Source organism: Shimia sp. CNT1-13L.2, from assembly GCF_024331145.1.
Taxonomy (GTDB): domain Bacteria; phylum Pseudomonadota; class Alphaproteobacteria; order Rhodobacterales; family Rhodobacteraceae; genus Shimia.
Genome location: NZ_JANDJO010000004.1, coordinates 89,218 through 113,212, shown reverse-complemented (window position 1 = coordinate 113,212; position 23,995 = coordinate 89,218). Strand labels below are relative to the sequence as shown.

The following is a 23,995-nucleotide window of genomic DNA, read 5'->3' as shown; positions in this document are numbered from 1 at the left end:
CAATTCGGGCTGTCGGTGCAACGTCGGTATTATGTCGGTATTGCGTCGGTGTGGGCGACCGCAATGGCTACGATTAAGCCATCGCGCGTTCCGTTACCCGCGTTCGATAGGGAAAGGTTCTGGCAAGGTGCTTTTTGCCGTTTGGCGATGGCATTTGTCGAAAAAGGAAGGGCGCCGAATGGCGCCCTTTTTCGTGTTTTGATGTCGGGATCATTCCGCCGGGACAGCCGCGACTGCCGAAGGTTTGGCAAAGTGCTGGCGGTTCAGGCGGACGACCAACGCGATCATGGCGAACTGCGAGATCAGCGCGATGGCGGTGATTGCCCAGTAGGCGGTACCGAACTTGTCGATGACACCGGCACCAACGAGGCCCTTGTTGACGAAGAAGTGCAGCATCACGGCCAGGGCCACGCCGGGACAGACCAGCGCATAGGAGCCGGGCGAGGTTTTCGTGCCGAAGACGAAATCGGTGAAATACCCCTGACGGCGCATGACCAGCAGGCCGAGCAGCAGGAAGACCACCTGAACCGAGAGCAGACGGGCCAGCAGCATCATGGTGTCGGCGGGGGTGCCGTGAGCGCCGAACAGTTCATGCAGGCCGTGGTTCTGGCGCAGCATCATGATGCCCAGAACGGTCATGATCGGGACAACCACCATCAGGGTCGGGCCTGCTTCGCGGGCGGTGCCGTGGTGCAGCATCGAATTGAAGGCGGTGAAGATGGCAACCAGCGCATAGACGGCGGCCATGGTTCCGACAAAGGTCGACAGGATCAGGGCGATGCCGGCGGTGGTGGTGTTCGTGCTCATCGCGGCGGGGGCCGAGAAACCGACGGCGATCATCGACAGGGCGAAGGCGGGGAGCATCTGGGCAAAGGAATTGTTGGCGGTGACGTCGAAGATGCCGCCTTGCGAAAGGATGCGGCCAAGGAAGTCAGCGAGGATGCGGAAGGCCAGATAGGCGATTGCGGCAAAGGCGACGAGGGCCATTGGGAAGAGGTATTCCACGATCGACCAGAGGCCGGGCACGAAGACGAGGCCGACGATGAACATGCCGTTCACGCTCATCGCGAGGGCAAGAGGCATGGCCATGATGGTGGATTCCGCGTTCGAGGCGCGCAGGGCCTTGTAGCTTTCGGTGGTTTTGAAGGCGCGATAGGCCGAGATGTTCCAGAACAGGTATTTCAGGTTCAGGAAGGCCATGATGGCGATGCCGATCACGGCCACCACGATGGCCACCTGCATCGGGGTGTTGCCGGTGGCAAAGGCGGCTGAGATGTCTTCGAAGGTTGGCACCGGTTTGCCGGGATGCGGCACCCAGAACATCAGGTACATGAAAAAGGTGACCGACAGGCCACCCGCGCCAAGCGAGGCGAGGAAGTAGAGCGGCGAATAGCTGTCCGCCGGACGTTTGGTGGGGGTGGTCATTGCGACTCTCCTAAATATGCTGTGTTTGGAATATATATAACACATAGCAATATTGGAATATATATGCGACAAACGCGCACAGGGTGGGTAAGCCTCTGTTAACCAGTTGCGTGGTTTCGTGGTGGCCATGTGGAAATGGATGGCCCTTATGGCGCTGGCGGCCTGCAACGCGCCCTCGGTTCATTTTGCCGGAATCGACCCGGAACGTATGAGCGTGGGGCCAAGCACCTTCGAAATGAGACGGAATGGGAAGCTGGTCGAGGTGATCCGGGTGAATTCGGAATGGGCCCCGCGTCTGTCACAGCAGCTGGGGCGGCGGGCCGAGATTGCCGTGGAAGAGACCTATGGCTGTCCCGTCCGCGAGATCCGTGGCGATCAGGCAATGATGATCGCGATCCTGAAATGCGGTAAGCCGGATGACCTTGCCAAGATCGGTCAGGGGACGAAGGCGCTTTCTTCTTTGACCACTTCCATGACTGCGAACGAGTTGGTCTGGTGAACGCCGGGCAGTTTGTTGATGGTGTCGCCAAGGACATCGCGGAAATGCGCGATATCGCGGGTGCGTACGGTGAGCATGTAGTCGAATGAGCCGGCAACCATCATGCAGGTTTCCACCTCTGGGATGCGGGCAACGGCGCGGTTGAAATCGGTCAGAGAGCTGTTGGCGGTGGCCGCGAGAGAGACCTGAACCACGGTCACATGCCCGAGGCCAAGCTTCTCCTTGTCGAGGATGGCCTTGTACTTGCGGATGTAACCGCTCTTCTCAAGGCGTTTGACCCGCTCCGAACACGGGGTGTTTGTCAGGTGCACCCGCTGCGCAAGTTCGACGATGGAGAGGCGGCCGTTGGCTTCGAGCTCGGTGAGAATCCTCTCATCTATTCTGTCCAAATCCCTGTCCAATGGTGATTTTCCCTTTGAAATGTCTATTTTTTAAGAATTATGCGGGTAAATCTTGCTAAAAAACAACCAATTCCTAGAGGAAATGACTGATAACACCATGCGAAGGCGTAGGGGAAAACGAAAAAACCAAGCCTTCGGCGGGATCCTTCCCGTACTATAAGAACCATGGAGGAAAACTCATGACAGTGAAGCTGGTTGTTGGCCTGGATGGGGCCGACACGGGAGACCGTGCCCTGGCATTTGCCAAGGACATGGCGGCGCGTATGGAGGGCTGCGAACTGATCGTTGCCTATGTCATCGAATGGTCGCCGTATACCTTCCAGACTCCGGAAGAAAATGCGCAGCGCCACAAGCGCCGCGAGGAAGAGATCGCGACGGCAACCTCGCGGGTTGTCGATCCGGCGGTGAAGAGCCTGCAAGACGCGGGGTTCAAGGCAGAGGGTGTTGTGCGGCACGGTGACGTGGCCGAAACCCTGAATGCGATCACCGTGGAGAACGGTGCCGTGCAGATCATCGTGGGCCGCGCATCGGCCGGCGGTTTCGCCAAACGCCTGTTTGGCAGCTCGACCCAGAACCTGGTGATGCACGCAGACGTGCCTGTCACCGTCGTCGGCTAAATCCGGAGAAAATCATGTTCAATAAATCCGCACTTGCTGCTGCGGCAGCGACCCTTATGGCGACTCCGGCTCTTGCCCAGGACGCCATGGGCATCGACGATAAGGTGAACCAGGTCTTTGCTGATGTCACCGGCCCCTTCGTCGGCCTGATCTTTGCACCGTTTCCGGGGACGAGCTTTCCCTGGATCGTGATGTGGCTGGTGATCGCCGCCTCGGTCTTCACCCTCTACTTCGGTCTGGTTCAGTTCCGTTTCTTCGGCCATGCGATCCGCCTTGTGAAGGGCGACTACTCGGATCCGAACGACGCGGGCGAGGTCAGCCACTTCCAGGCGCTGGCAACCGCGTTGTCGGGGACCGTTGGTCTTGGTAACATTGCCGGCGTGGCCGTGGCCGTGGGCATTGGTGGCCCCGGCGCAACCTTCTGGATGATCCTTGCCGGTCTTCTGGGCATGGCGTCGAAATTCACCGAATGTACGCTGGGTGTGAAGTACCGCAACGAATACGCGGACGGTTCGGTTTCGGGTGGCCCGATGTACTATATCTCCAAGGGCTTCAAGGAACTTGGCCTGCCGGGTGGCAAGGCGCTGGCGGTGCTGTTCTCGATCTTCTGTATCCTTGGCGCGCTGGGCGGTGGCAACATGTTCCAGGCCAACCAGGCGCACGCACAGATCAGCGGGATCGTGGGCGACTATCCGGGCTGGATTACCGGTCTGGTCTTTGCGACTATCGTGTTCCTCGTGATCGTTGGCGGCATCAAGTCGATCGCCCGCGTGACCGAGAAAGTGGTGCCGTTCATGGGTATCCTCTATGTCGGTGCGGCGCTGATCATCCTGATCATCAACTACGACATGATCGGTTGGGCCTTTGGCCAGATCTTTGCCGGTGCCTTTACCGGTCTGGGGATTGCCGGTGGTTTCGTTGGTGCCCTGATCCAGGGTTTCAAACGCGCCGCATTCTCGAACGAAGCCGGTGTTGGTTCGGCTGCGATTGCCCACTCGGCGGTGCGCACCAACGAGCCGATCACCGAAGGTTTCGTTTCGCTGCTTGAGCCGCTGATCGATACCGTCGTGATCTGCACCATGACCGCGCTGGTGATCACCATTTCCGGTCAGCTGATCTGGGACGCAGAAGCAGGGACCTATATCCTGAACGAAGCCGGTTCGGCGATTGCCACTGTTGATGGCAACTCGGGCGTGGCGCTGACTTCGGCGGCCTTTGGTGCCTCGATCAGCTGGTTCCCCTATGTGCTGGCGATTGCCGTGGTGCTGTTTGCCTTCTCGACCATGATCTCCTGGTCCTACTATGGCCTGAAGGCATGGACCTATCTGTTCGGCGAAGGCAAGACCACGGAACTGGTGTTCAAGCTGATCTTCTGCGTCTTCGTGGTGATCGGTGCGGCGGCCAGCCTTGGTCCTGTCATCGACTTCTCGGACGCGGCGATCTTTGCCATGGCCGTGGTCAACATCTTCGCGCTGTACTTCCTCATGAAGGTGGTCCGCAAGGAGCTGGCGGCCTATGCAGCCAAGCTGAAAAGCGGCGAGATCAAGCGTGTGAAAGCCTGAGTTCACAGGTTTTGAGAGCTAGGGAGAAGGGGCCGTTTTGCGGCCCCTTTTTCGTTCAGGCCAATGCGGCGTCCAGTGCGCTGTCGCAGTGGATCAGCGTGGTGTCAAAGACGGGCAGGGGGCTGTTGTCGTCGGACAGGAGCATGCCGACCTCGGTGCAGCCAAGGATCAGACAATCGGCGCCGGCATCCATCAGGCGGGTTGCGATCTCGACATAGATTGCGCGGCTTTGCGGTGTGGTGATGTCCTTGCAGAGCTCTTCGTAGATGATCCGATGGGTCTCTGCGCGGTCCTCGGTTTCCGGGATCACCGGTGTGAGGCCAGCGGTGGCAAGGCGGCCGGTATAGAAGGCCTGTTCCATCGTGAAGGCAGTGGCCATCAGGCCGGGACGGGAGTAGCCCGCCGCGCGGATTGCCGAGGCTGTGGCATCCGCGATGTGAAGGAGTGGAATAGTGACGCCCTGCATCATCTGGTCGGCTAGTTTGTGCATGGTGTTGGTTGCCAGGATCAGGAGATCGGCGCCACCGCGTTCCAGCGCCTTGGCCTCAGTGTTCAGGAGGGCGCCTGCGGCGTCCCAGTCGCCCCTGGCCTGAAGCTCGGCGATAGGCGCAAAATCGAGCGAGCGGATCAGGAGCTCGGGAGAATGCAGCCCACCGAGGCGCGCGCGGGTCTGGTCACAGAGGCGACGGTAGTAGCCCTGTGTCGAGGCCGCGGACATGCCGCCGAGGATGCCGATGGTCTTCACGCCAGTTCCTTGGTCATGAAGATCGAGGACGTGTTGGCCTCGTAGTCCCCGAAGGGGCCGCAATCCACATAGCCATGTGCGCGGTAGAGGGTGTGGGCCTGTACCAGCTTGTCGCCTGTCTCCAGCTTGATGGTGGCAAGGTTCTGGGCGCGGGCCTCGGCCTCGACTTGGTGCATCAGGTGATGAGCGATGCCTTTGCCCCGCGCCTTTGGATCGACGAACATGGATTTGATTTCGCCGTAGTCCCCCTTGTTGGCAAGCGCGACGCAGCCAAGGGCCGTCTGTCCTTCGCGGGCGACGAAGAAACGGATCGAGGGCACGCAGAGTTCGTCAATGTCGAGGAAGTGGTTTTCCTCGGGATCGAACAGTTGCTGCATGAGCGCGTGGCTCTGGCGCAGGAGTGCGGTGGCCTGGGGATCGCGGGGATCGCCGGGAACGACCTTGATGTCTGGCATGGTGTCCTCCCTGTGGTGTCGGGTGTCTGTGTGACAGGGCAGGGCCTCTGCGTCCAGTCTCAGGGGGGGCGGCGGGCGTGAATGGGCGGGATGCGGCCCCTGTTTGAGGCCGGATTGGGCAGGGCAGGGGCGCTGCCCCTCTTGCCCCGAACGGTGTTCGGCGCAATTCACCCCGGAGTATTTCGGGTGCATTGAAGGGGGATGGCCCTTGGTTTCTTGGGTTTTGCGGCCGGCGGGATCAATATCTTGTGGATAACTTGGGGTCTGGCGGCACATGCTGTGGATAACCGTTGACTCGGGCCGCTGCGCTTGGGCAGGCTTTGAAGATAACAAGAATCATGAGGGATAGCAGCCTACCTTGCGCTTTTCGAAACTGAGACTGACAGGCTTCAAAAGCTTCGTTGACCCTACCGATCTGATCATTGCCGATGGTCTGACCGGTGTCGTGGGTCCGAATGGCTGCGGTAAATCCAACCTGCTGGAAGCGCTGCGCTGGGTGATGGGCGAGAACCGTCCGACGGCGATGCGGGGCGGCGGCATGGAGGATGTGATCTTTGCCGGGGCGGCGACGCGACCGGCGCGCAACTTTGCCGAAGTTTCGTTGCATCTCGACAACTCGGAGCGTCTGGCGCCGGCGGGGTTCAACGATGATGACGCACTCGAGATCGTGCGGCGGATCACGCGGGATGTGGGTTCGGCCTACAAGGTAAACACCAAGGACGTGCGGGCGCGGGATGTGCAGATGCTGTTTGCGGATGCCTCGACCGGGGCGCATTCGCCAGCGCTTGTGCGGCAGGGGCAGATTGCAGAGCTGATCAATGCCAAGCCCAAGGCGCGGCGGCGTATCCTTGAGGAAGCGGCGGGGATTTCGGGCCTTTACCAGCGGCGGCACGAGGCCGAGTTGAAGCTGAAGGGGGCCGAGACCAACCTTGCCCGCGTCGATGATGTGATCGAACAGCTTGGCAGCCAGTTGGCGCAATTGGCGCGGCAGGCCCGGCAGGCGGCGCGGTATCGGGCCATCGGCGAGGAGTTGCGGCAGTCGGAAGGCATGTTGCTGTACCGTCGCTGGCGCGAGGCCGACGAGGCGCGGGCCAAAGCAGACGAGGAGCTGCGCGAGCGCACCACCGCGGCGGCGCAGGCCGAGGGCGCGGCCCGTGCGGCAGCCAAGCTGCGGGTCGAGCGGGACGATGCCCTGCCCCCGTTGCGCGAGGAAGAGGCCATTGCTGCGGCGGTTCTGCAACGGCTTCAGGTGCAGCGCGATACGCTGAACGATCAGGAGGCCCATGCGCTTCAGATCATCGAGACCCTGCAGAACCGGATCGAGCAGCTTGCCAAGGATATCGAGCGCGAGTCGGGGCTGAACCGCGATGCGGGCGAGACCATTGAGCGGCTTGAGTGGGAAGCCCGCGAGATTGCCAAGGCGGGGGAAGGCCACGAGGAAAAGCTTGACGCGGCCAAGGAAGCCGCGCGCGAGGCGGCGAGCATCCTTCAGGAGCGCGAGAGCGATCTTTCGCAGCTGACCGAGGATGTGGCGCGGCTTGCAGCGCGGCACCAGTCGGCGCATCGCCTTGTCGAGGACTCGCGCAAGACGCAGGCCAAGAGCGAAGCCGAGGCCGTGAAGGCGCGAGAGGCTGTAGATCAGTCCAAGGCGGCGCTGGTGCGGGCGAGCGAGGAATACGAACTGGCGCAGGCGGCGGAAGAGGCGGCGGTTGACGCGGCGCAGGCGGCGGAAGAGGCGTTGGCGCAGGCTGAGGAAGACCGTGCCGAGACGCAATCGCGCGAGGCGGATGCACGGGCCGAACGTTCGGAAGCCGAGGGCGAGTTGAATGCGCTGCGGGCCGAGGTGACGGCGCTGGCCAAGCTGGTGGAACGCGACACGGCGGAAGGTGGCCAGATCCTTGATCGTCTTCAGGTGCAGCAGGGGTTTGAAAAGGCGCTGGGTGCGGCGCTGGCCGATGATCTGCGCGCGCCGGAAGTGGATGAGGATGGGCCGTCGGGCTGGCATGTGTTGCCGCCTTACGACGCGGATCAGGCACTGCCCGATGGGGTGACCGCGCTGTCTTCGCATGTGTCGGTGCCGGAGGTGCTTGAGCGCCGGATGAGTCAGATCGGCCTTGCCACCACCGAGGATGCGGTGCGGTTGCAGGCCCTGTTGAAACCCGGCCAGCGGCTGGTGTCGCTTGAGGGCGACCTGTGGCGCTGGGACGGGTACCGGGCCTGGGCCGAAGACGCGCCAAGCGCGGCGGCGCTGCGGCTGCAGCAGTTGAACCGGCTGGAAGAGTTGAAGCAGCAGATGGCGCAAGCCACTGCGCGCACCGACGGTGCGGTGCAGGCGCATGAAATGTTGCAGACCCGTCTGCGCGAGTTGACCGAAATGGACAAGGCGGCGCGGATCGCCCGCCGGGATGCGGATCGGGCCGTGGCCGATGCCAACCGGGCGCTGAGCCGTGCCGAGGCGGACCGCAACCTTGCCGAGGGCAAGCTGGAGAGCCTTGGGCTTGCCGTGGCGCGTCACGAGGAAGAGGCGATGGCGGCGCGGGCGCAGCTGGCCGAGGCCGAAGGCGCGCTTGCCGATCTTGGTGATCTGGATGCGGCGCGCGCCGAGGTGGAAGACGTCAAGATGACGGTGGAAGCGGCGCGGATCACCATGATGTCGCGTCGGTCGGGGCAGGACGAGTTGCGCCGGGAAGGCGAAAACCGGTTGCGCCGTAGCCAGCAGATCACCAAGGAAATCAGTGGCTGGCGTCACCGTCTCGAGACCGCCGAGAAGCGGATTGGCGAGTTGGCTGAGCGCAAGGCCGGGTCGGAAGACGAGCTGATCGATGCCAAGAGCGCGCCCGAGGAAATCGCGGCCAAGCGCGAAGAGCTGAGCGATGCCATTGACGAGGCAGAGGAGCGCCGCCGCGCGGCGGCCGATGTGCTGGCCGAGGCCGAAAGCGCCCTGCGCGAGGCGGAACATGCCGAGCGCGATGCAGAGCGCGCCGCGAGCGAGGCGCGCGAGGCGCGGGCGCGTTCGGAAGCGCGGGCGGATGCCGCGCGCGAGACGGTGTCCTATGCCGCCGAACGTATCTACGAAGAGCAGCAGGTGTCTCCGGCTGCCTTGCTGGAGAGCCTTGATGTGACGCCGGATTCGATGCCCGATTCCCATGCCATCGAGGCGGATGTGAACCGGTTGAAACGGCAGCGGGATTCGCTTGGGGCCGTGAACCTGCGGGCCGAGGAAGACGCCAAGGAAGTTCAGGAAGAGTTCGACACGCTGACCAACGAGAAGTCGGATCTGGAAGAGGCGATCAAGGCGCTTCGCAGCGGGATCGCGAGCCTGAACCGCGAGGGGCGGGAACGCCTGTTGACGGCGTTTGAACAGGTGAATTCGAACTTCTCGATGTTGTTCAAACACCTGTTTGGTGGCGGCGAGGCGAACCTTGTTCTGGTCGAAAGCGATGATCCGCTTGAGGCGGGGCTTGAGATCATGTGCCAGCCGCCGGGCAAGAAGTTGTCGACGCTTTCGCTGTTGTCGGGGGGCGAGCAGACGCTGACGGCGATGGCTCTGATCTTCGCGGTGTTCCTAGCCAATCCGGCACCGATCTGTGTGCTGGACGAGGTCGACGCGCCGCTGGACGATGCCAACGTGACGCGGTTCTGTGACCTTTTGGACGAGATGTGCCGCCGCACCAATACGCGGTTCCTGATCATCACCCACCACGCGGTGACGATGGCCCGCATGGATCGCCTGTTTGGCGTGACCATGGCCGAGCAGGGGGTTTCCCAGCTTGTCTCGGTTGACCTGAAAGCGGCGGAAACGCTGGTCGCCTGATCCATTCCGATCACCCGAACGTGACAGGGCCTTGGGCCGTTTCCGTGGCAAGCTGTCGTGGAAGGGGAGGCGATCATGTGGAAATGGATACTGGCCGCGATACTGGTCGCCGGAGCCGCGCAGGCGCAGGAGTGGAAGACACGCGACGGGGATATCCTGTTTGCGCAGGCGGACTTGCAAGCGCGGCTGTCGGGTGAGGAACTGGTCTTTTATGACGGCGGGCAGTCGGTGTATCTCGCGGACGGGTTCTATACCTACACCTATGGCGGTGGTGGCACGTGGCATGGAAAGTGGCGGGTGCGCGAGGGCAGCGTGGTCTGTGTGGACTATGTCACCGAGGTCACGCGCTGCGACATGATCGTTGAAAACGCAGGGCGTCTGGTGGTGCTGACGGAGGATGGTCAGCGGTTCCCGGTCCGGCCATAGGTGCTAACGATTTTCCAACACTTTGATACGTAATTTCTGAATGTCGCGCACCCCGCGCGGCGTGAGGAGGTGATGAAACTGAGTGATCGGAACTTTCGAAGATGGATGGTGATTCTCGCAGCACTTTCGCTGCTGATCGCACTCATCCGCCTCTTTCTAGGCCTTTAAGGGGCTGAAAAAGAGTGACCCGGCAGAGTAGCAGCTCTGCCGGGTCGTTTCTTCGGTCATGAAACTGAAGGAACTTTCGATCCCCAGAGGATACCATAATCCTCAAGGTTTCGTAAAGAATGTGGGCGTCACAGCTTGTTCAGCAAGGCCGGGGTGGGCCATGCGTCGGCGGGCAGGCCAAGGCGCTTTTGTTCCTTTTGCACGGCGGCGCGGGTCTTGGCGCCAAGGATGCCGTCAACCTTGCCGACGTCGTGGCCGCGCGCCTTGAGTTTCTTCTGCAGCTGTTTCATCTGCGCTCCGGCAAGGCCCGGTTCGGGGTTGCCTGCGTTATAGGGTTTCGCACCTTCCAGACGGGTGCCGAAATAGGCGGCGGTGGCCACGTAGACAAAGCTCTGGTTCCACTCGAAATAGACGCGGAAGTTGGGATAGGCGAGGAAGGCCGGCCCCTTGCGGCCCTGCGGCAGCAGAAGCGAGGCGGGCAGGTTGGCCAGTTTGCCTTCGCGCGGTTTCACCCCAAGGCGCGCCCATTCCGAGGCTTGCTTGGTGGTGTCGAGGCCGGATTGCGACCAGTCCATCTTGGCGGGAACGGTGACTTCCTGAAGCCAGGGTTCGCCCTTGCGCCACCCGAGGTGGGACAGCATCTTGCCGCCCGACATCAGGGCATCCTGTGGCGAGGTCTTGAGGCTGACCTTGCCATCGCCGTCACCGTCAACACCGTTTTCGATGATGTCGGCGGGCAGCATCTGGACCATTCCGATCTCGCCAGCCCATGCGCCGGTGGTCTTGGTCGGGCTGAAGGCACCGCGTTTGTAGAGCTCGAGCGCGGCAAAGACCTGTGGGCGGAACAGTTCGGGGCGGCGGCAGTCGTGGGCCAGCGTGACCAGCGAGTTCAGGGTGTTGAAATCCCCCTGGAACGATCCGTAGTCGGTCTCGAACGCCCAGAAGGCCAGAAGAACGCCGCGCGAGACGCCGTATTTCTGTTCGATGCGGTCGAAGGTGTTGGCATAGGTGCGAGCTTTGGAGCGGCCCACGTCGATGCGGTTCTGGCTGATCAGGCGGCGCGAGAAATCAACAAAGGGTTTCTGGAACACACCCTGTGCGCGGTCCGCCTTGAGGGTGCGCGGATCCTGTTTCACGTTGGCAAAGAACTTGTTCACAAGGCCCTGCTTGTAGCCCTTGGCGACGGCTTCGGATTTCATGTCTTGAACGAAGCCGGAAAAGCTGCCGCCGCATTGGGCGGCGAGGGCGGTCTGGGTCGAAAGGGCAAGGGCGGCAAGGGTCAGGGCAATACGCATCGGGATCCTCGTTAACGAATGTGCCGCGACCCTAAAACGTTTCGCGAAAAACTTGAATCAAAAGTTTGATGTCGGGCGCGTCCGTGATGCCGATCAGAACAGCGCGATCAACAAGATGATGGCGGTCATCGCGCCCCATGTCTTCCACAGCGCGGTGCAGGTGGCGTCGATGTCGGCGGGTCCGAGGGTGCGGCGGCCATCGGGGTTCACGAAGGGAAAGTCGCGCATTTCACCGTCATAGGCGCGGGGCCCTGCGATGGCGGCGTTCAGGGCGCGGGCCATGGCCGATTCCGGCCAGCCGGCGTTGGGCGAGCGGTGTTTGGCGGCGTCGCTGCGGATGTCTTGCCACTGTCCGAGGCCATGGTGGGTTGCGGCGATCAGGACACCGGTGAGGCGTGCGGGAATCCAGTTCAGCACATCGTCAAGGCGGGCTGATGCCTTGCCGAATTCCTCGTGGCGCGCGGTCCGGTAGCCGATCATGCTGTCGGCGGTGTTGACGATCTTGTAGATCAGCAAGCCGGGAAGGCCGCCGATCAGGAACCAGAAGGCAGGAGCAACGATCCCGTCCGAGAGGTTCTCGGCCGCGGATTCGATGGCGGAACGGGTGACCGCGCTTTGATCCATCTGCGCCGTATCGCGGCTGACGATCATGGCGACCGCGCGACGGCCATCGCCCAGCGACAGGCGCAGGGCCTTGCCCACGGCGCGGACGTGATCGACCAGCGAGCGTTGGGCGAGAAGAATGGCTGCCAGCAAGAGTTGTGGCAACCAGCCGAACAGCGCGATGAATTTGCCAAGCAGCAGCATGGCAAGCACCAGTGCAGCGATCAGCACCCCCCCTTTGAGGATGCGGGCGCTGCCCGTGTTGAACCGTTTGTCCGCGGCACCGATCACGCGGCCCATCAGGACCGCCGGATGCGGAAAGCGATCCCAGAGCCAGCGGGGTTCGCCAAGGAGTGCATCCAGAAGCAGCGCGAGAAGGAGGATTTCGGCAGTGTTCATAGGGCGGCTTCGAGTTGGTCCCAGCGGTCAGGCGCGGGCAGGCCGAGGCGCAGGAAGGTTTTCGAATAGGGGAAGATGCGGCTCCAGACATGGGCGCGGGCCAGCTTGTCCTGCCAGGCCTGAGCATCTTCCACCTCGTAAAGGCGGAACAGGGTGGTGCCGCCCACCAGCGCGGCCCCTTTGCCGGCCATCAAGGCGTCAAGGCGACGGGTGTCATCGGCAAGGCGGTTGCGGGTGGCATTGGCCCAGTCGTGATCGGTCAGGGCGCGGGTGCCGATTTCCAGCGCGGGTCCGGACACGGCCCAGGGGCCGGTCAGGTCGGTCAGGCGCTGGATGGTGTCGGGGCGTGCAATAGCAAAGCCAAGGCGCAGTCCGGCAAGGCCCCAGAACTTGCCAAAGCTCTTGAGCACCACGCGGCCCGTTTGGTCGGCGTGATGGATCAGGCTGTGGTCCGGTGTCACGTCGCAGAAACTCTCGTCGACGATGGTCAGCGGCGCAGTGAGATCGGATTGGGACCAGAGGTGGCCGGTGGGGTTGTTGGGATGCACCAGCACGCGGGCAGAGGGCGCGGTTTCGCCTAGCTGCCAGCCCTGCGCGGTGAAGGCGGCGGCGTGTTCGTTGTAGGTTGGTGTCGGAATGTCGACGATGCCCGGTGCGGCCAGCGCGGGCATGCGGGCAATCAGCGCCGAGGCACCGTGGGCGGCGATGATGCCGGCCCCATCGGGGACATTCCAGAACTGGCGGGCAGCATCGAGAAGGCCATTTTGTGCGTCGCGGTCCGGCAGGGCGTTCCAGGCGGTGTCAGAGACAGCACCGACCGGATAGGGCACCGGGTTGATGCCGGTGGACAGATCCAGCCAATCCGCGCGGGTGCCGCCAAAGCGGGCCATCGCGGCATCAAGGCCGCCCCCGTGATCGCGGGGCGTTGTCTGGTGCGAATCCGGCATGGTGACCTCCCTGTCGCCTTAGCGCCTTCAAACGGAAAAGCGCCGATTTGGCAAGCATTGCGCGTGGTGCTGTGGCCGAAGCGGCTTGGTTAAGGCGGCGTTAACGAATTGTTAGTAAATTCGGGACAGATCAGAGTGGTTAGTGAGTTAACCAGTTTCTGAAGCCGCAGAAAGTGTCTGAGGGGGATGTCGATGCGGGTATTGATTGTCGAGAGTGACCCGAACCTGGGGCGTATCTGGATGCGTCATCTGCAGCGAACGGGGGCCGAGGTGGTGCTGGCCTGCGATCAGGCCGACGCCATCCACGCCCTGCGTATGCTGGGGTTCGACATTATCGTTCTTGATCTCGTTCTGGCTGAAGGCGCGGCGCTGGCGATTGCGGATTTCGCAAGCTATCGGCGGCCCGAGGCGCGGGTCATCTTTGTGACCAACACCTCGTTCTTCTCGGACGGGTCGATCTTCAACCACAGCGCCAATGCCTGTGCTTTCGTTCAGTCCGGCACGCCGCCGGAGGATCTTGCCGCAATGGTTGCCCACTATGGCGAGGCAGCTCGGGTCTGAACCGTGCATCAGCCAAGCTTAGCCGCGACCATGCGGCTCCGTATAGTCCAGGTCGGGGTTGATCGGGATAATGCGGTGCGGATTGATGGTGTCGTGGCTGTAGTGATAATGGCGCACGATGTGCTGCATGTTCACTGTCTCGGCAATGCCCGGCATCTGGTAGAGTTCGCGGGTATAGGCCCAGAGGTTGGGATAATCGATCAGCCGCTTGCGGTTGCATTTGAAATGCAGGTGATAGACCGGATCGAAACGGATCAGCGTGGTGAACAGGCGCCAGTCGGCTTCGGTCAGGACATCGCCCAGCAGGTAGCGATGTTCGGACAGGATGTCTTCGAGCCAGTCGAGCGTGTCAAACAGCGGGGTGATGGCCGCGTCATAGGCCTCTTGCGAGGTGGCGAAACCGCATTTGTAGACGCCGTTGTTGAAGGTGTCGTAGATGCGTTCGTTGATGCACTCGATGGGTTCGCGCATGTCTTCCGGCCAGTAGTCATGGGTGTTGCCGGTGATGTGGTCGAAGGCCGAGTTCAGCATGCGGATGATCTCGGAGCTTTCGTTGGAGACGATGGTGTTGCGCTGTTTGTCCCAGAGGATCGGCACGGTGACGCGGCCCGAATAGGTGGCGTCGGCACGGGTATAGATCTGGTGGGCGTGGTCGCTGCCGAACAGCGTATCGCCCGTGGCACCGTGGTCATCGGTCTCGAAGGTCCAGCCTTCGGTCAGCATGTCGGGATGCACCACCGAAACAGAGATGTGATCGGTCAGGCCCTTGAGTTGGCGGAAGATCAGGGTGCGGTGCGCCCAGGGGCAGGCGTAGGACACATAGAGATGGTAGCGCCCGGATTCGGCGGCAAACCCGCCTTCACCCGACGGGCCGGCGCTGCCGTCGGTAGTGATCCAGTTGCGAAACTGCGCTTCGGAGCGGATGAATTTTCCGCCCGAAGACTTCGTGTCGTACCATGTGTCGTGCCACTTGCCGTCAACCAGAAGGCCCATGAGAATCTCCATTCACGCATGTTGCTTTCTCCCAGAGGTAGCGCGGCTTCGGTGATGTGAAAACGCAACAGGGCGCAAAGGAGTTGCGCGCATATGCACAGTTGCCGTCATGTCATGGAAAGTTTTCTTGACGCAGTTCAATAGGATGGGTGACCCTACGGGCAAGGATGGAGAATTGCACAATGTCGACTTGGGTCCCCAAAGAAGTACAGGCGGGTCTGGATGCGGCCCGCAAGAAAAGCATGAAGAAAAGCAGCAAGATGCGGGTCGAGGCCGATGGCCAGTCTTTCCGCGTGCTGAAGTTTCGCGAAAGCGGTTTCACGCTGGATATCGTGGATGCTCCGCACCTGCGCGGATTTGTCGATCTGTATGATGGCGGACGACATGTCTACCAGTGCCTGATCGTGGCCTCGGAAGAGGACGGTGACGTGATGCACTATGAGTTCAAGCGCTCGACCGCCGCCGAGGATCGCCCTCCGGCTGATTACTTCAAGGGCGAGAACGCGCCCGTAGCGTTGATCGCGAAGTCCTAGGGGCGGATCTCGACGGGTGTTCCGTTGGGCGTGATCCGCCACAGCTCTTCTATTTCCGCATTCGACACGGCGATACAGCCTGCCGTCCAGTCGCCCGGAAGGGTGATGGCCTTGGGCAGGCTGTTGGGCTGGCCGTGAATGAAGATGTCACCGCCGGCGGATTGGTTCAGTGTGCGGGCAAAGGCGATGTCTTCGGGCTGCGGGTAATTGATGCCGAGCGAGAGGTGATAGCTGCTTTGCGGGTTGCGGCGGTTGATGGTGAAATGGCCTTCGGGCGTCTTGCCATCACCTTCGACCTGCTTGTCGCCTTCGGGGGTAAAGCCAAGCGCGATGTCATAGCTGCGGATCGCCTCTTGTCCGCGATAGACGGTGAGGCGGCGAGCGGCTTTCTCGACCAGGATACGATCGATCTGTTCGGTCAGGGGCGCGAGGGGGGGCGGCGGCGTGGCCGGACGTTGCAGCAACAGCCACGCCCCGGCGAGGATCGCGAACAGGCAGAGAAAACGGAGAAGGCGGGACATCGGGCACTCGTCATGGACTGACCGAGAATTAGCCTTGGGGGGGATGCGAGGGGAAGGTGCTTTTGGCGTGACGCCGGATTTCGGCGGCAAATCGCGCGTGAGGGTGAGGGGGAAAGTCTTTGGCAAGACTTTCCGGTGGGCATGATTTTCTAGAAAATCATTGGGCCAGCGTGGGCAGGACGCGTTTGATGATCCGTTCCAGCTTGGCTGCGCCGATGGGGGCGCTGGCCTTGGTGTGCTCGTGGCTGATGTGTTCGTTGCCAAGACCGGCGGCCATATTGGTCACGACCGAGATCGCGCAGCATTTCATGTCGAGGAAGCGGCCCAAGATCACCTCGGGCACGGTGGACATGCCCACCGCATCCGCGCCAAGCAGTTTCAGCATCCGGATTTCGGCCGGGGTTTCGAAATTCGGGCCTGAGTACCAGGCGTAGACGCCTTCCTTGAGCGGAATGCCTTCGGCCTCTGCCGCGGCCTGAAGCCGGGCGCGCAGGTCCGGGTCATAGGCGTTGGTGAGGTTGACGAAGCGGCGGTCGGTGGGTTCGCCGATCAGGGGGCTGCGGCCGGAATAGTTGATGTGGTCGTTCAGCAGCATCAGGTTGCCGGGCGGAATTTCCGGCAGGAACGAGCCGCAGGCGTTGGTGGCAAACAGCGTGTCGACGCCAAGCTCGGCCAGCACTTCAAGCGGCACGCGCATGGCATCGGCGCGGCCGTTTTCATAGTAGTGTTCGCGCCCGCCAAGGATCGCGACATCGACACCTTCGAGCTTGCCGATCACCAGCTTGGGGTTGTGGCCGGACACGCCCGCGTGGGGAAAGCCGGGCAGGTCGGAATAGTCGATGGCGGTGCCCGCAACCAGATCGGCCAGGTGCCCGAGGCCCGAGCCAAGGATGAACCCGACCTTGGCGGTTGGGGTGTCCATACGGTTGCGAATGGCGGCGAGGGCCTCGGCGGTGCTCATGTTATTGCAGGTCCGAGAAGGCGTCGGCGAGGCGTTCACAGGCCTGTTGGACAAGGCTACGCGGGGTGGCGATGTTGAACCGCAGGAAGCTCTCGCCGCCGGTGCCGAAGGTGGGCCCGTGGTTGACGGCGATGCGCGCGCCCTGTTCCACGCGGCGGGTGAATTCCTCGCGGATCATGCCGGTGCCGGAGAAGTCCACCCAGCTGAGGTAGGTGGCCTCGAGCGGCATGGAGCTGAGCCCCGGGATCTTGGCGATGGCGTCATCGAGCAGCTTGCGGTTGCCGTCGAGGTACTGGACCAGATCATCGACCCAGGCCGCGCCTTCGGGGCTATAGGCGGCTTCGGCCATGAACAGGCCGAAAGAGTTGGGCGACAGGCCAAGCGCGGCCATGCGTGCGGCGAAACGGGCGCGCAGGGCTTCGTCGGGGATGATCACGTTGCCGGAATGCGAGCCGGCGATGTTGAAGGTCTTGGTGGTGGCGGTCATCATCACCAGCCGGTCGAGGATCGAGCCGTCGACGTTGGTCATGGGGATGTGGGTGTGGCCGGGGTAGACCAGATCGTGGTGGATTTCGTCAGACACCAGAATGAGGTCGTGGCGCTTGGCGAAATCTGCAACGCCCTGGAGCTCTTCACGGCTCCAGACGCGGCCGCCGGGATTGTGCGGCGAGCAGAGGATGACCATTTTCTCGTGGCCCTGCATCTGCGCGTCGTAGGCGTCGAAGTCCATTTCGTAGCGGCCGTCGTTGTTGACCAGCTGGCATTCCACCACCTGACGGCCCGCGGCCGAGATCACGCGGGCAAAGGCGTGGTAGACCGGGGTGAACAGAACGACACCGTCGCCGGGTTGGGTATAGGCGTCGACACACATGCCGGTGCCGTTGACGAGGCCATGGGTGGTGAAGATCGCGCCGGGGTCGACTTTCCATCCGTGGCGGTTTTCCATCCACCAGCAGATCGCGTCCTTGTAGGGTGTTTCATCCCCGTAGTAGCCATAGACGCCGTGGTCGTGCATCTTGCCGATGGCGTCCGAGATGCACTGTGGCGGACGGAAGTCCATATCGGCGACCCACATGGCGATGCCGTCGTCGGCAGGCACGCCGTAGATTTTCTCCATCATGTCCCACTTGACCGAGTGGGTGCCGAACCGGTTGATGACCTCGTCGAAACTCATGCTCACGTTTCCCCTGCTGTTTGACAGGCTGACGCTAGCGGATTGCGCGGCAGGTGCAAGGGGGCGTTGCATGACAGGCCCGCTTGGCCTAGATGGGGGCCATGATACTGCCCATTCTGATCCACCCCGATCCGCGTCTGAAAAAGACCTGTGATGCTGTTGCCGATCTGTCGGACGACCGTCTTGCGCTGGCCAAGGATATGCTGGCCACCATGTATGATGCGCCGGGCGTCGGCCTTGCCGCGCCGCAGGTGGGTGTGCTTGAGCGGCTGATCGTGCTGGATTGCGTCAAGGATGGTGATCCCGAGCCGCTGGTCATGTTCAACCCGGAAATCCTTGCCTCTTCGGATGAGACCAATGTCTACGAGGAAGGCTGTCTGTCGATACCTGAGCAGTTTGCCGAGGTCACCCGCCCGAAAGAAGTGCGCGTGGGCTGGATCGACGAGAAGGGCAATCCGCAGGAAAAGGATTTCGACGGGCTTTGGGCGACCTGCGTGCAGCACGAGATCGATCACCTAAACGGCAAGCTGTTCATTGATTATCTTGGCCCGATGAAGCGGCAGATGATGACCCGCAAGTCGCAGAAGCTCAAGCGTGAGCGGGCACGGGTATGACGGTTCGCAAGTGTATTCCCTGGCCGGACAAGCGGTTGCGCACGGCGGCGGAAGACGTGGACGAGCTGACCGACGAAGACCGCCAGGTCTGGGATGATCTGATCGACACGATGGAAGCGATGCCGGGCGTCGGTATGGGGGCCAACCAGATCGGGGTGCTGCGGCGTCTGATCGTGGTGGATGCCAGCGAGGAACGCGGCAAGGCCGTGCGCATGGCGAATCCCGAAATCCTGCACAGTTCGATCGAGTTTCGCGATCATGACGAGGCCAGCCCGAACCTGCCTGGCGTGTCGGCGGTGATCAAGCGTCCGCGTGCCGTGACGGTGCGCTATATGGACGAGAACGGGATCATCACGCGCAAGGATTTCGTGGGGCTGTGGGCGACCAGCGTGCAGCACCAGATCGACCATGTGAACGGCAAGATGTATTTCGATCACCTGAGCAAGGTGAAGCGGGACATGCTGATCAAGAAAGCCAGGAAGCTGCGCTGAGGCGGCAGGTCTGACCAACAGTTAGGGAGCGGCGGATGCGCGTTATCTTTATGGGAACCCCGGAGTTTTCGGTTCCGGTTCTGGATGCGCTGGTCGCGGCCGGTCACGAGATTGCCGCCGTCTACTGCCAGCCGCCGCGTCCGGCGGGGCGGGGCAAGAAAGAGCGCCCGACGCCGGTCCATGCCCGCGCGCTGGAGCTGGGGTTCGAAGTGCGCCATCCGGTGTCTCTCAAGGGGGCAGACGAACAGGCGGCGCTGGCGGCGTTGCAGGCGGATGTGGCGGTCGTCGTGGCCTATGGCCTGTTGCTGCCGCAGGCGGTTCTGGATGCGCCGGAGCGCGGTTGTCTGAATATCCACGCGAGCCTGTTGCCGCGCTGGCGCGGGGCCGCGCCGATCCATCGCGCGATCATGGCGGGCGACGCGGAAACCGGCGTCTGCATCATGCAGATGGAAGCGGGGCTGGACACGGGGCCGGTTCTGCTGCGGCGTGAGACAGCGATCGGGGCCGAAGAGACCACGGCCAGCCTGCATGACCGTTTGTCCGACATCGGGGCGGCGGCGATTGTCGATGCGCTGGCGCAGTTGGATGACCTGCAGCCAGAGGTGCAGCCGGAAGCGGGCGTGACCTATGCCCACAAGATCGACAAGTCCGAGGCCAAGGTGGATTGGGCCGCGCCGGCGGTTGAGGTTGATCGCAAGATCCGGGGGCTTTCTCCCTTTCCGGGCGCTTGGTGCGAGATTGAGGGCCAGCGCGTAAAGCTGCTGGCGTCGCGGCTGGTTGAGGGCGGCGGCGCTGCGGGTGCGGTGCTGGATGATGCCCTGACCGTGGCCTGTGGCGAGGGCGCGGTGCAGCTGTTGCGCTTGCAACGGGCGGGCAAAGGCGCGCAGGATGCAGATGTGTTCCTGCGCGGGTTCCCTGTGGCCAAGGGCGCGCAGCTTTAGGGTGTGATCAGGCGGGGGAGGACCGGCGGATGTTCTTTACGTTTTTCGGGACCGTGATCATCGCGGGTATCATCGGCTATGCGTCGGAACGATCGGGGTTCACCAAGAACGGCTATATTCCCTCGATCATCATCTGCGTCGGCGGTGCGTTTCTGTTCTTTATGGTCACGCGGATGTTTCATATCGGATTTGGCAGTCCGGGGCTGAATGCCATCATCGCGTCCATCGGGGCGCTGGTGATCGTGCCAACGCATTTTCGCAAGTAACGCTGACCTATTGCGCGATCACGCATAGGTTAAATTTCTATTAACAAGGTTTACGAAAAGCTGTCGACGCGCTACCTTTGGGCGATCAAGCGACCATCAAAAAACAAAAACGGTCGCAGAGCAGAAAGAGGCAGAAGCAGTGGCTTTCTTCGGATTCCGGGGCGGTGCAACCGCGCCCAAAGTAACCGTGGTCACCACCATGAAGGACGAGGGTGCCTATATCCTCGACTGGGTGGCCCACTATAAATCTCTTGGTGCAACCGACATCGTGGTCTTTACCAACGACGTCTCTGATCCAACTGACCATATCCTGCGTCGGTTGAATGCCATGGGCGAGGTACACCATCGTTTCAACCGCGTGATGCGCCGTGGGCCGCACAAAAGCGCACTGATGTGGGCCGAGCATGAGCCTTCGGTGCGCGAGGCCGACTGGATCCTGGTCGTGGATGTGGATGAATACCTCCAGATCAAGGTTGGCGACGGGACGTTCCAGGCCCTGCTGGAAGCCAACCCCGAGGCGGATGCGATTTCCTTTCCCTGGCGGATTTTCGGAAACGCGGACGTGACAGAGATTTCGGACGATCCGGTGCCGCTTTGCTTTACCCGTGCCCAGCCCCTTGAGGGCAAGCCGGGCGAACACCGCTTTTTCAAAACCCTGTTCAGGAACGACAAGACGCGGTTTGACCGGATGGGCGTACACCGTCCGTTCCTGACCCAGCAGCACGCGCCGATCAACTGGGTGCTGCCGGACGGCACGCCGCTGCCCGAGGACGAACTTTCCGGGGCGCTGTTCGTGCGCGACACCTATGGTTACGAGGTGGCGCAGCTGAACCACTATGCGCTGCGGTCGCTGGATGCCTTCCTGAACAAGCAACGCCGGGGCCGTGCCAACCACCAGCACGGCACGATCGAAATGTCCTACTGGAAAAAGTTCGATCGCAACGATGAGGAAGATACCGCGCTGGCCGAGAATTTCTTTGCTGCGGAACTGTACCGCAACCGTCTGCTGGCGCAGGACGAGGCGCTGCGCAAGCACCACGAGGGGGCCTTTGACTGGGCCCGCCGCATGGCGCGCAAGGCGCGGCGCGATGACCGCTGCAAAGAGTTCCTCAAGGCACTTGATGCGCAGTCGGCACCGGAAAGCGACACGGCCACCAAGGCCGCGTAACGGGAACGTCCAGGCCGGAGGGTGGCAATGGCAATTTCTGATATTCTTGCAGTGCGTATTCTCGAATACGTGAAGGAACACGAGCTTTCGGGCAACGTGGTGATGCTTGGGCGGCAACGCTGGGTCGGTCGGCGGCGCAAGCGGTCGGCGGATATGTTCGACAAGGCGCTGGCGCAGTACCTGCCGGGCGTCAGCGAAGATGATCTGCGCAATAGCGACGACGCCTATTCCGAGACCTTTTTTCGCAAGATCGGTTTCGACCAGGTGGATTCAATGGACATCTCGCATTTCGAAAACGCGAGCATCGTTCAGGATCTTGGCGGCGAGTTGCCGGAAGAGCTGCATGGGCGGTTCGATGTGGTCTATGACGGAGGTACCTGCGAACACATCTTCGATCTGCCGACGGCCTATCGCAACATCCACAAGATGCTCAAGCCCGGCGGGGTTTTGATCGGGCATTCGCCCTGCAACAACTGGATCAACCACGGCTTCTACCAGATCTGCCCGGAAATGGTGTTCGGCTTCTGGGAAAAGACGCTTGGTTACGAGGTTCTGGAGTGCCGTTTGCAGCCGCTGTTGCCGATGTATGCGCATCGCTCGATCCGGCCGTCGAACCCGAACCAGACCGGTGTGCGGCCGCGTATCGTGGGCAACCTGCCCAATACCAGCACGATCCTCGACTATGCAGTGCGCAAGCCCGCAGAAGAGGCGGATGGCGAGGTGCGGGTCTACCAGACGGATTATGAACAGCGCTGGCAGGCGGCCGAGTGATCAGCGTTTGAAGGGCGCCATGCCCGCGCGGGCGAGTTCGTCGGCTTTCTCGTTCTCGGGGTGGCCGGCGTGGCCCTTGACCCATTCCCATGTCACGTCATGACGGGCCTGGGCGGCGTCAAGGCGCTGCCAGAGTTCGACGTTCTTGACCGGCTTCTTCGACGAGGTCTTCCAGCCGTTCCGTTTCCAGCCGAAAATCCAGCCGGTGACGCCGTTCTTGACGTAGGCGCTGTCGGTGACGACGGTGATTTTCGACGGTTTCGACAGCGTCTCGAGCGCCATGATGGCGGCCATGAGCTCCATCTGGTTGTTGGTGGTGGCGGCGTCGCCCCCCGAAAGCTCGCGTTCCTTGACGACGGTGTCGCCATCCATCGCGCGCATCAGGACACCCCATCCCCCGGGGCCGGGGTTTCCAGAGCAGGCTCCGTCGGTATAGGCAAAAAGATCAGGCATGGGCGGTCAGCAGAATGAAAGGGTCAATGGTTCCGGCCAGCCCTTTGCCCTTTCCTGTCCGGCTCTGCAAGCGGTCAAACCCCGCATCGGTCAGGATCCCGCGCAGTTCGTCTTGGGTATAAAAGGCATAGAAGCGCCCGAGATCGTCGCGGTGTTCGCCTTCGCCGAGTTTCAGGCCAAGGAACAGGCAGCCGCCGTCGCGCAAGGCGCGTTTGCAGGCGGCGATGTGGCGGGGGAAATCGGCCTTGGGGGCGTGCAACAGAGAGAAGCTGGCCCAGATGCCGTCATAGGCATCTTCTTCGGTCAGGTCGTCAAATGTGCCGAAGTGGGCATCCACGCCGCGGGCGCGGGCGGCGTCGACAAAGGCGGGAGTGGCGTCGATAGCGCAGGCACTAAAGCCGCGTTGCATCAGTTCGAGGGTGTGAATGCCGGGGCCGCAACCTAGGTCGAGAATATGCGCGCCGGGGGCAAGGCCGGCGGTGAACATGTCGAGCGCGTCGGTCTGTTCCTGCGTCATCGGCAGGTCGGCATAGACTTCGGCCTTGCGGGAATAGACGTCGACGGTTTCACGATCCTTCATGCGCGTTCCAGTGCAAGGCGCCCTGCGAGGGCGACGAAGATGGCGGCAAAGCCACGGTTCAGCCAGGCCATGACGCGGGCGCTTGAGAGAATGAGGTCACGGGCCTTGGCGGCGAACAGGCCATAGAGAACGAAGACCGCGAAGGTCATCGCCATGAAGACCCCGCCGAGCAGGGCCATTTCCATCGTCGCGGTTGCCGCGTTGCCCGACAGGAAGGGCGGCAGGAGTGCGAGAAAAAACACCGAGAGCTTGGGGTTCAGGATATTGATGAGCGCGGCGCGGCGGGCGATGACAAGACCGCGTTCCCCGCCGCGTTCGGCGCTGATCGAGAGTGCGCCGCCCGCCCGCAGGGCCTGCCACGCGAGGTAGAGCAGGTAAGCGACGCCCGCGAACTTCACGATGTTGAAAAGAAGCGCCGAGGTGTGCAGGACGGCGGCAAGCCCGAGGGTGGCGGCGGCAAGGCTGGGCACGATCCCAACAGTGCAGCCAAGCGCGGCCCAGAGGGCGGCCTGTCGACCCTGGCCCAGACCCATCGCCAGCGTGTAAATGACCCCAGTGCCGGGCGCGATGACCACCACAAGCGCGGTCAGAAGGAATTGGGCAGACAGCATG

The 23,995-nt window shown here is 62.2% G+C and carries 27 protein-coding genes; 13 read left to right on the top strand and 14 right to left on the bottom strand.

The features are described 5' to 3' along the window. Nucleotides 1-210: 210 nt before the first annotated feature. A complete protein-coding gene (locus tag NNA36_RS10370; RefSeq protein ID WP_255106952.1) occupies nucleotides 211-1,425 on the bottom strand; it encodes a hypothetical protein in 1,215 nt (404 codons plus the stop codon). A gap of 127 nt (nucleotides 1,426-1,552) precedes the next feature. Here NNA36_RS10370 and NNA36_RS10365 point away from each other — a divergent pair, with 127 nt between their 5' ends. Further along, nucleotides 1,553-1,924, top strand: coding sequence for a hypothetical protein (locus NNA36_RS10365; protein WP_255106951.1), 372 nt, complete (start codon nucleotides 1,553-1,555; stop codon nucleotides 1,922-1,924). Here NNA36_RS10365 and NNA36_RS10360 read toward each other — a convergent pair. Further along, on the bottom strand, nucleotides 1,861-2,313 hold the full coding sequence (locus NNA36_RS10360; protein ID WP_255106950.1) for an Lrp/AsnC family transcriptional regulator: 453 nt from the start codon (nucleotides 2,311-2,313) through the stop codon (nucleotides 1,861-1,863). The two genes, NNA36_RS10365 and NNA36_RS10360, sit on opposite strands and share 64 nt — an antisense overlap. Before the next feature lie 191 nt (nucleotides 2,314-2,504). Between NNA36_RS10360 and NNA36_RS10355 the strand changes: the two genes are divergently transcribed. Both NNA36_RS10355 and NNA36_RS10350 read left to right on the top strand, forming a co-directional pair. Continuing rightward, nucleotides 2,505-2,942: a universal stress protein gene (locus tag NNA36_RS10355; protein ID WP_255106949.1), complete on the top strand. Its 438-nt coding sequence runs from the start codon at nucleotides 2,505-2,507 to the stop codon at nucleotides 2,940-2,942. A 14-nt stretch (nucleotides 2,943-2,956) separates the two neighbouring features. Further along, a complete protein-coding gene (locus NNA36_RS10350; RefSeq protein ID WP_255106948.1) occupies nucleotides 2,957-4,504 on the top strand; it encodes a sodium:alanine symporter family protein in 1,548 nt (515 codons plus the stop codon). Nucleotides 4,505-4,559: 55 nt separating this feature from the next. Here the strand turns inward: NNA36_RS10350 and NNA36_RS10345 are convergent, their stop codons facing one another. After that, nucleotides 4,560-5,249, bottom strand: a complete 690-nt coding sequence (locus NNA36_RS10345; RefSeq protein WP_255106947.1) for an aspartate/glutamate racemase family protein — start codon at nucleotides 5,247-5,249, stop codon at nucleotides 4,560-4,562. Next, nucleotides 5,246-5,704, bottom strand: coding sequence for a GNAT family N-acetyltransferase (locus NNA36_RS10340; protein ID WP_255106946.1), 459 nt, complete (start codon nucleotides 5,702-5,704; stop codon nucleotides 5,246-5,248). The genes NNA36_RS10345 and NNA36_RS10340 overlap by 4 nt, the downstream gene beginning before the upstream one ends. A gap of 358 nt (nucleotides 5,705-6,062) precedes the next feature. Here NNA36_RS10340 and smc point away from each other — a divergent pair, with 358 nt between their 5' ends. After that, nucleotides 6,063-9,518, top strand: coding sequence for a chromosome segregation protein SMC (gene smc, locus NNA36_RS10335; RefSeq protein ID WP_255106945.1), 3,456 nt, complete (start codon nucleotides 6,063-6,065; stop codon nucleotides 9,516-9,518). A 75-nt stretch (nucleotides 9,519-9,593) separates the two neighbouring features. After that, a complete protein-coding gene (locus NNA36_RS10330; RefSeq protein WP_255106944.1) occupies nucleotides 9,594-9,944 on the top strand; it encodes a hypothetical protein in 351 nt (116 codons plus the stop codon). 296 nt (nucleotides 9,945-10,240) lie between these two features. Here NNA36_RS10330 and NNA36_RS10325 read toward each other — a convergent pair whose 3' ends face one another. From NNA36_RS10325 to NNA36_RS10315, 3 genes are all read right to left on the bottom strand, one after another. Further along, nucleotides 10,241-11,407 (bottom strand): lytic murein transglycosylase, encoded by a 1,167-nt coding sequence (locus tag NNA36_RS10325; protein ID WP_255106943.1) that lies wholly within the window; start codon nucleotides 11,405-11,407, stop codon nucleotides 10,241-10,243. Between the two features lie 93 nt (nucleotides 11,408-11,500). Beyond that, nucleotides 11,501-12,409, bottom strand: coding sequence for an adenosylcobinamide-phosphate synthase CbiB (gene cbiB / locus NNA36_RS10320; protein ID WP_255106942.1), 909 nt, complete (start codon nucleotides 12,407-12,409; stop codon nucleotides 11,501-11,503). Continuing rightward, the gene (locus tag NNA36_RS10315) at nucleotides 12,406-13,356 is read right to left on the bottom strand and encodes a threonine-phosphate decarboxylase (RefSeq protein ID WP_255106941.1); all 951 of its coding nucleotides are present in this window, start codon (nucleotides 13,354-13,356) and stop codon (nucleotides 12,406-12,408) included. The genes cbiB and NNA36_RS10315 overlap by 4 nt, the downstream gene beginning before the upstream one ends. Before the next feature lie 192 nt (nucleotides 13,357-13,548). Here NNA36_RS10315 and NNA36_RS10310 point away from each other — a divergent pair, with 192 nt between their 5' ends. Next, nucleotides 13,549-13,917, top strand: a complete 369-nt coding sequence (locus NNA36_RS10310; RefSeq protein ID WP_255106940.1) for a response regulator transcription factor — start codon at nucleotides 13,549-13,551, stop codon at nucleotides 13,915-13,917. Nucleotides 13,918-13,935: 18 nt separating this feature from the next. On the opposite strand, the gene NNA36_RS10305 is transcribed toward NNA36_RS10310, so the two are convergent. Continuing rightward, nucleotides 13,936-14,910, bottom strand: coding sequence for a glutathione S-transferase family protein (locus tag NNA36_RS10305; RefSeq protein WP_255106939.1), 975 nt, complete (start codon nucleotides 14,908-14,910; stop codon nucleotides 13,936-13,938). Nucleotides 14,911-15,092: 182 nt separating this feature from the next. Here NNA36_RS10305 and NNA36_RS10300 point away from each other — a divergent pair, with 182 nt between their 5' ends. Further along, nucleotides 15,093-15,443, top strand: a complete 351-nt coding sequence (locus NNA36_RS10300) for a hypothetical protein (RefSeq protein WP_255106938.1) — start codon at nucleotides 15,093-15,095, stop codon at nucleotides 15,441-15,443. Here NNA36_RS10300 and NNA36_RS10295 read toward each other — a convergent pair. From NNA36_RS10295 to NNA36_RS10285, 3 genes are all read right to left on the bottom strand, one after another. Further along, a complete protein-coding gene (locus tag NNA36_RS10295) occupies nucleotides 15,440-15,964 on the bottom strand; it encodes a murein L,D-transpeptidase family protein (protein WP_255106937.1) in 525 nt (174 codons plus the stop codon). The two genes, NNA36_RS10300 and NNA36_RS10295, sit on opposite strands and share 4 nt — an antisense overlap. 157 nt (nucleotides 15,965-16,121) lie before the next feature. Continuing rightward, nucleotides 16,122-16,925: a purine-nucleoside phosphorylase gene (locus tag NNA36_RS10290; protein WP_255106936.1), complete on the bottom strand. Its 804-nt coding sequence runs from the start codon at nucleotides 16,923-16,925 to the stop codon at nucleotides 16,122-16,124. 1 nt (nucleotide 16,926) lies between these two features. Further along, a complete protein-coding gene (locus NNA36_RS10285) occupies nucleotides 16,927-18,099 on the bottom strand; it encodes a MalY/PatB family protein (RefSeq protein ID WP_255106935.1) in 1,173 nt (390 codons plus the stop codon). Nucleotides 18,100-18,200: 101 nt separating this feature from the next. On the opposite strand from NNA36_RS10285, the gene def (NNA36_RS10280) reads away from it, so the two are divergent. The 6 genes from def (NNA36_RS10280) (at nucleotide 18,201) to NNA36_RS10255 (ending at nucleotide 22,350) form a co-directional block, all read left to right on the top strand. Next, nucleotides 18,201-18,713 carry a peptide deformylase gene (gene def, locus NNA36_RS10280; protein WP_255106934.1) on the top strand — a complete coding sequence of 171 codons (513 nt, stop codon included), beginning with the start codon at nucleotides 18,201-18,203 and terminating at the stop codon, nucleotides 18,711-18,713. Further along, nucleotides 18,710-19,204: a peptide deformylase gene (gene def / locus NNA36_RS10275; RefSeq protein ID WP_255106933.1), complete on the top strand. Its 495-nt coding sequence runs from the start codon at nucleotides 18,710-18,712 to the stop codon at nucleotides 19,202-19,204. Before def (NNA36_RS10280) ends, def (NNA36_RS10275) begins: the two co-directional genes overlap by 4 nt. 35 nt (nucleotides 19,205-19,239) lie before the next feature. Further along, nucleotides 19,240-20,145 carry a methionyl-tRNA formyltransferase gene (gene fmt, locus NNA36_RS10270; RefSeq protein ID WP_255106932.1) on the top strand — a complete coding sequence of 302 codons (906 nt, stop codon included), beginning with the start codon at nucleotides 19,240-19,242 and terminating at the stop codon, nucleotides 20,143-20,145. Between the two features lie 29 nt (nucleotides 20,146-20,174). Further along, nucleotides 20,175-20,411, top strand: coding sequence for a hypothetical protein (locus NNA36_RS10265; RefSeq protein ID WP_255106931.1), 237 nt, complete (start codon nucleotides 20,175-20,177; stop codon nucleotides 20,409-20,411). 139 nt (nucleotides 20,412-20,550) lie between these two features. Next, the gene (locus tag NNA36_RS10260; protein WP_255106930.1) at nucleotides 20,551-21,579 is read left to right on the top strand and encodes a glycosyltransferase family 2 protein; all 1,029 of its coding nucleotides are present in this window, start codon (nucleotides 20,551-20,553) and stop codon (nucleotides 21,577-21,579) included. A 27-nt stretch (nucleotides 21,580-21,606) separates the two neighbouring features. Then, nucleotides 21,607-22,350, top strand: coding sequence for a class I SAM-dependent methyltransferase (locus NNA36_RS10255; protein ID WP_255106929.1), 744 nt, complete (start codon nucleotides 21,607-21,609; stop codon nucleotides 22,348-22,350). Here NNA36_RS10255 and rnhA read toward each other — a convergent pair whose 3' ends face one another. The 3 genes from rnhA to NNA36_RS10240 are packed head-to-tail and all read right to left on the bottom strand — an operon-like array spanning nucleotide 22,351 to nucleotide 23,994. Further along, nucleotides 22,351-22,803, bottom strand: a complete 453-nt coding sequence (rnhA, locus tag NNA36_RS10250; protein ID WP_255106928.1) for a ribonuclease HI — start codon at nucleotides 22,801-22,803, stop codon at nucleotides 22,351-22,353. Beyond that, nucleotides 22,796-23,383, bottom strand: a complete 588-nt coding sequence (locus NNA36_RS10245) for a class I SAM-dependent methyltransferase (protein ID WP_255106927.1) — start codon at nucleotides 23,381-23,383, stop codon at nucleotides 22,796-22,798. The genes rnhA and NNA36_RS10245 overlap by 8 nt, the downstream gene beginning before the upstream one ends. Next, nucleotides 23,380-23,994, bottom strand: coding sequence for a LysE family translocator (locus tag NNA36_RS10240; RefSeq protein WP_255106926.1), 615 nt, complete (start codon nucleotides 23,992-23,994; stop codon nucleotides 23,380-23,382). Before NNA36_RS10240 ends, NNA36_RS10245 begins: the two co-directional genes overlap by 4 nt. Nucleotide 23,995: the final 1 nt, after the last annotated feature.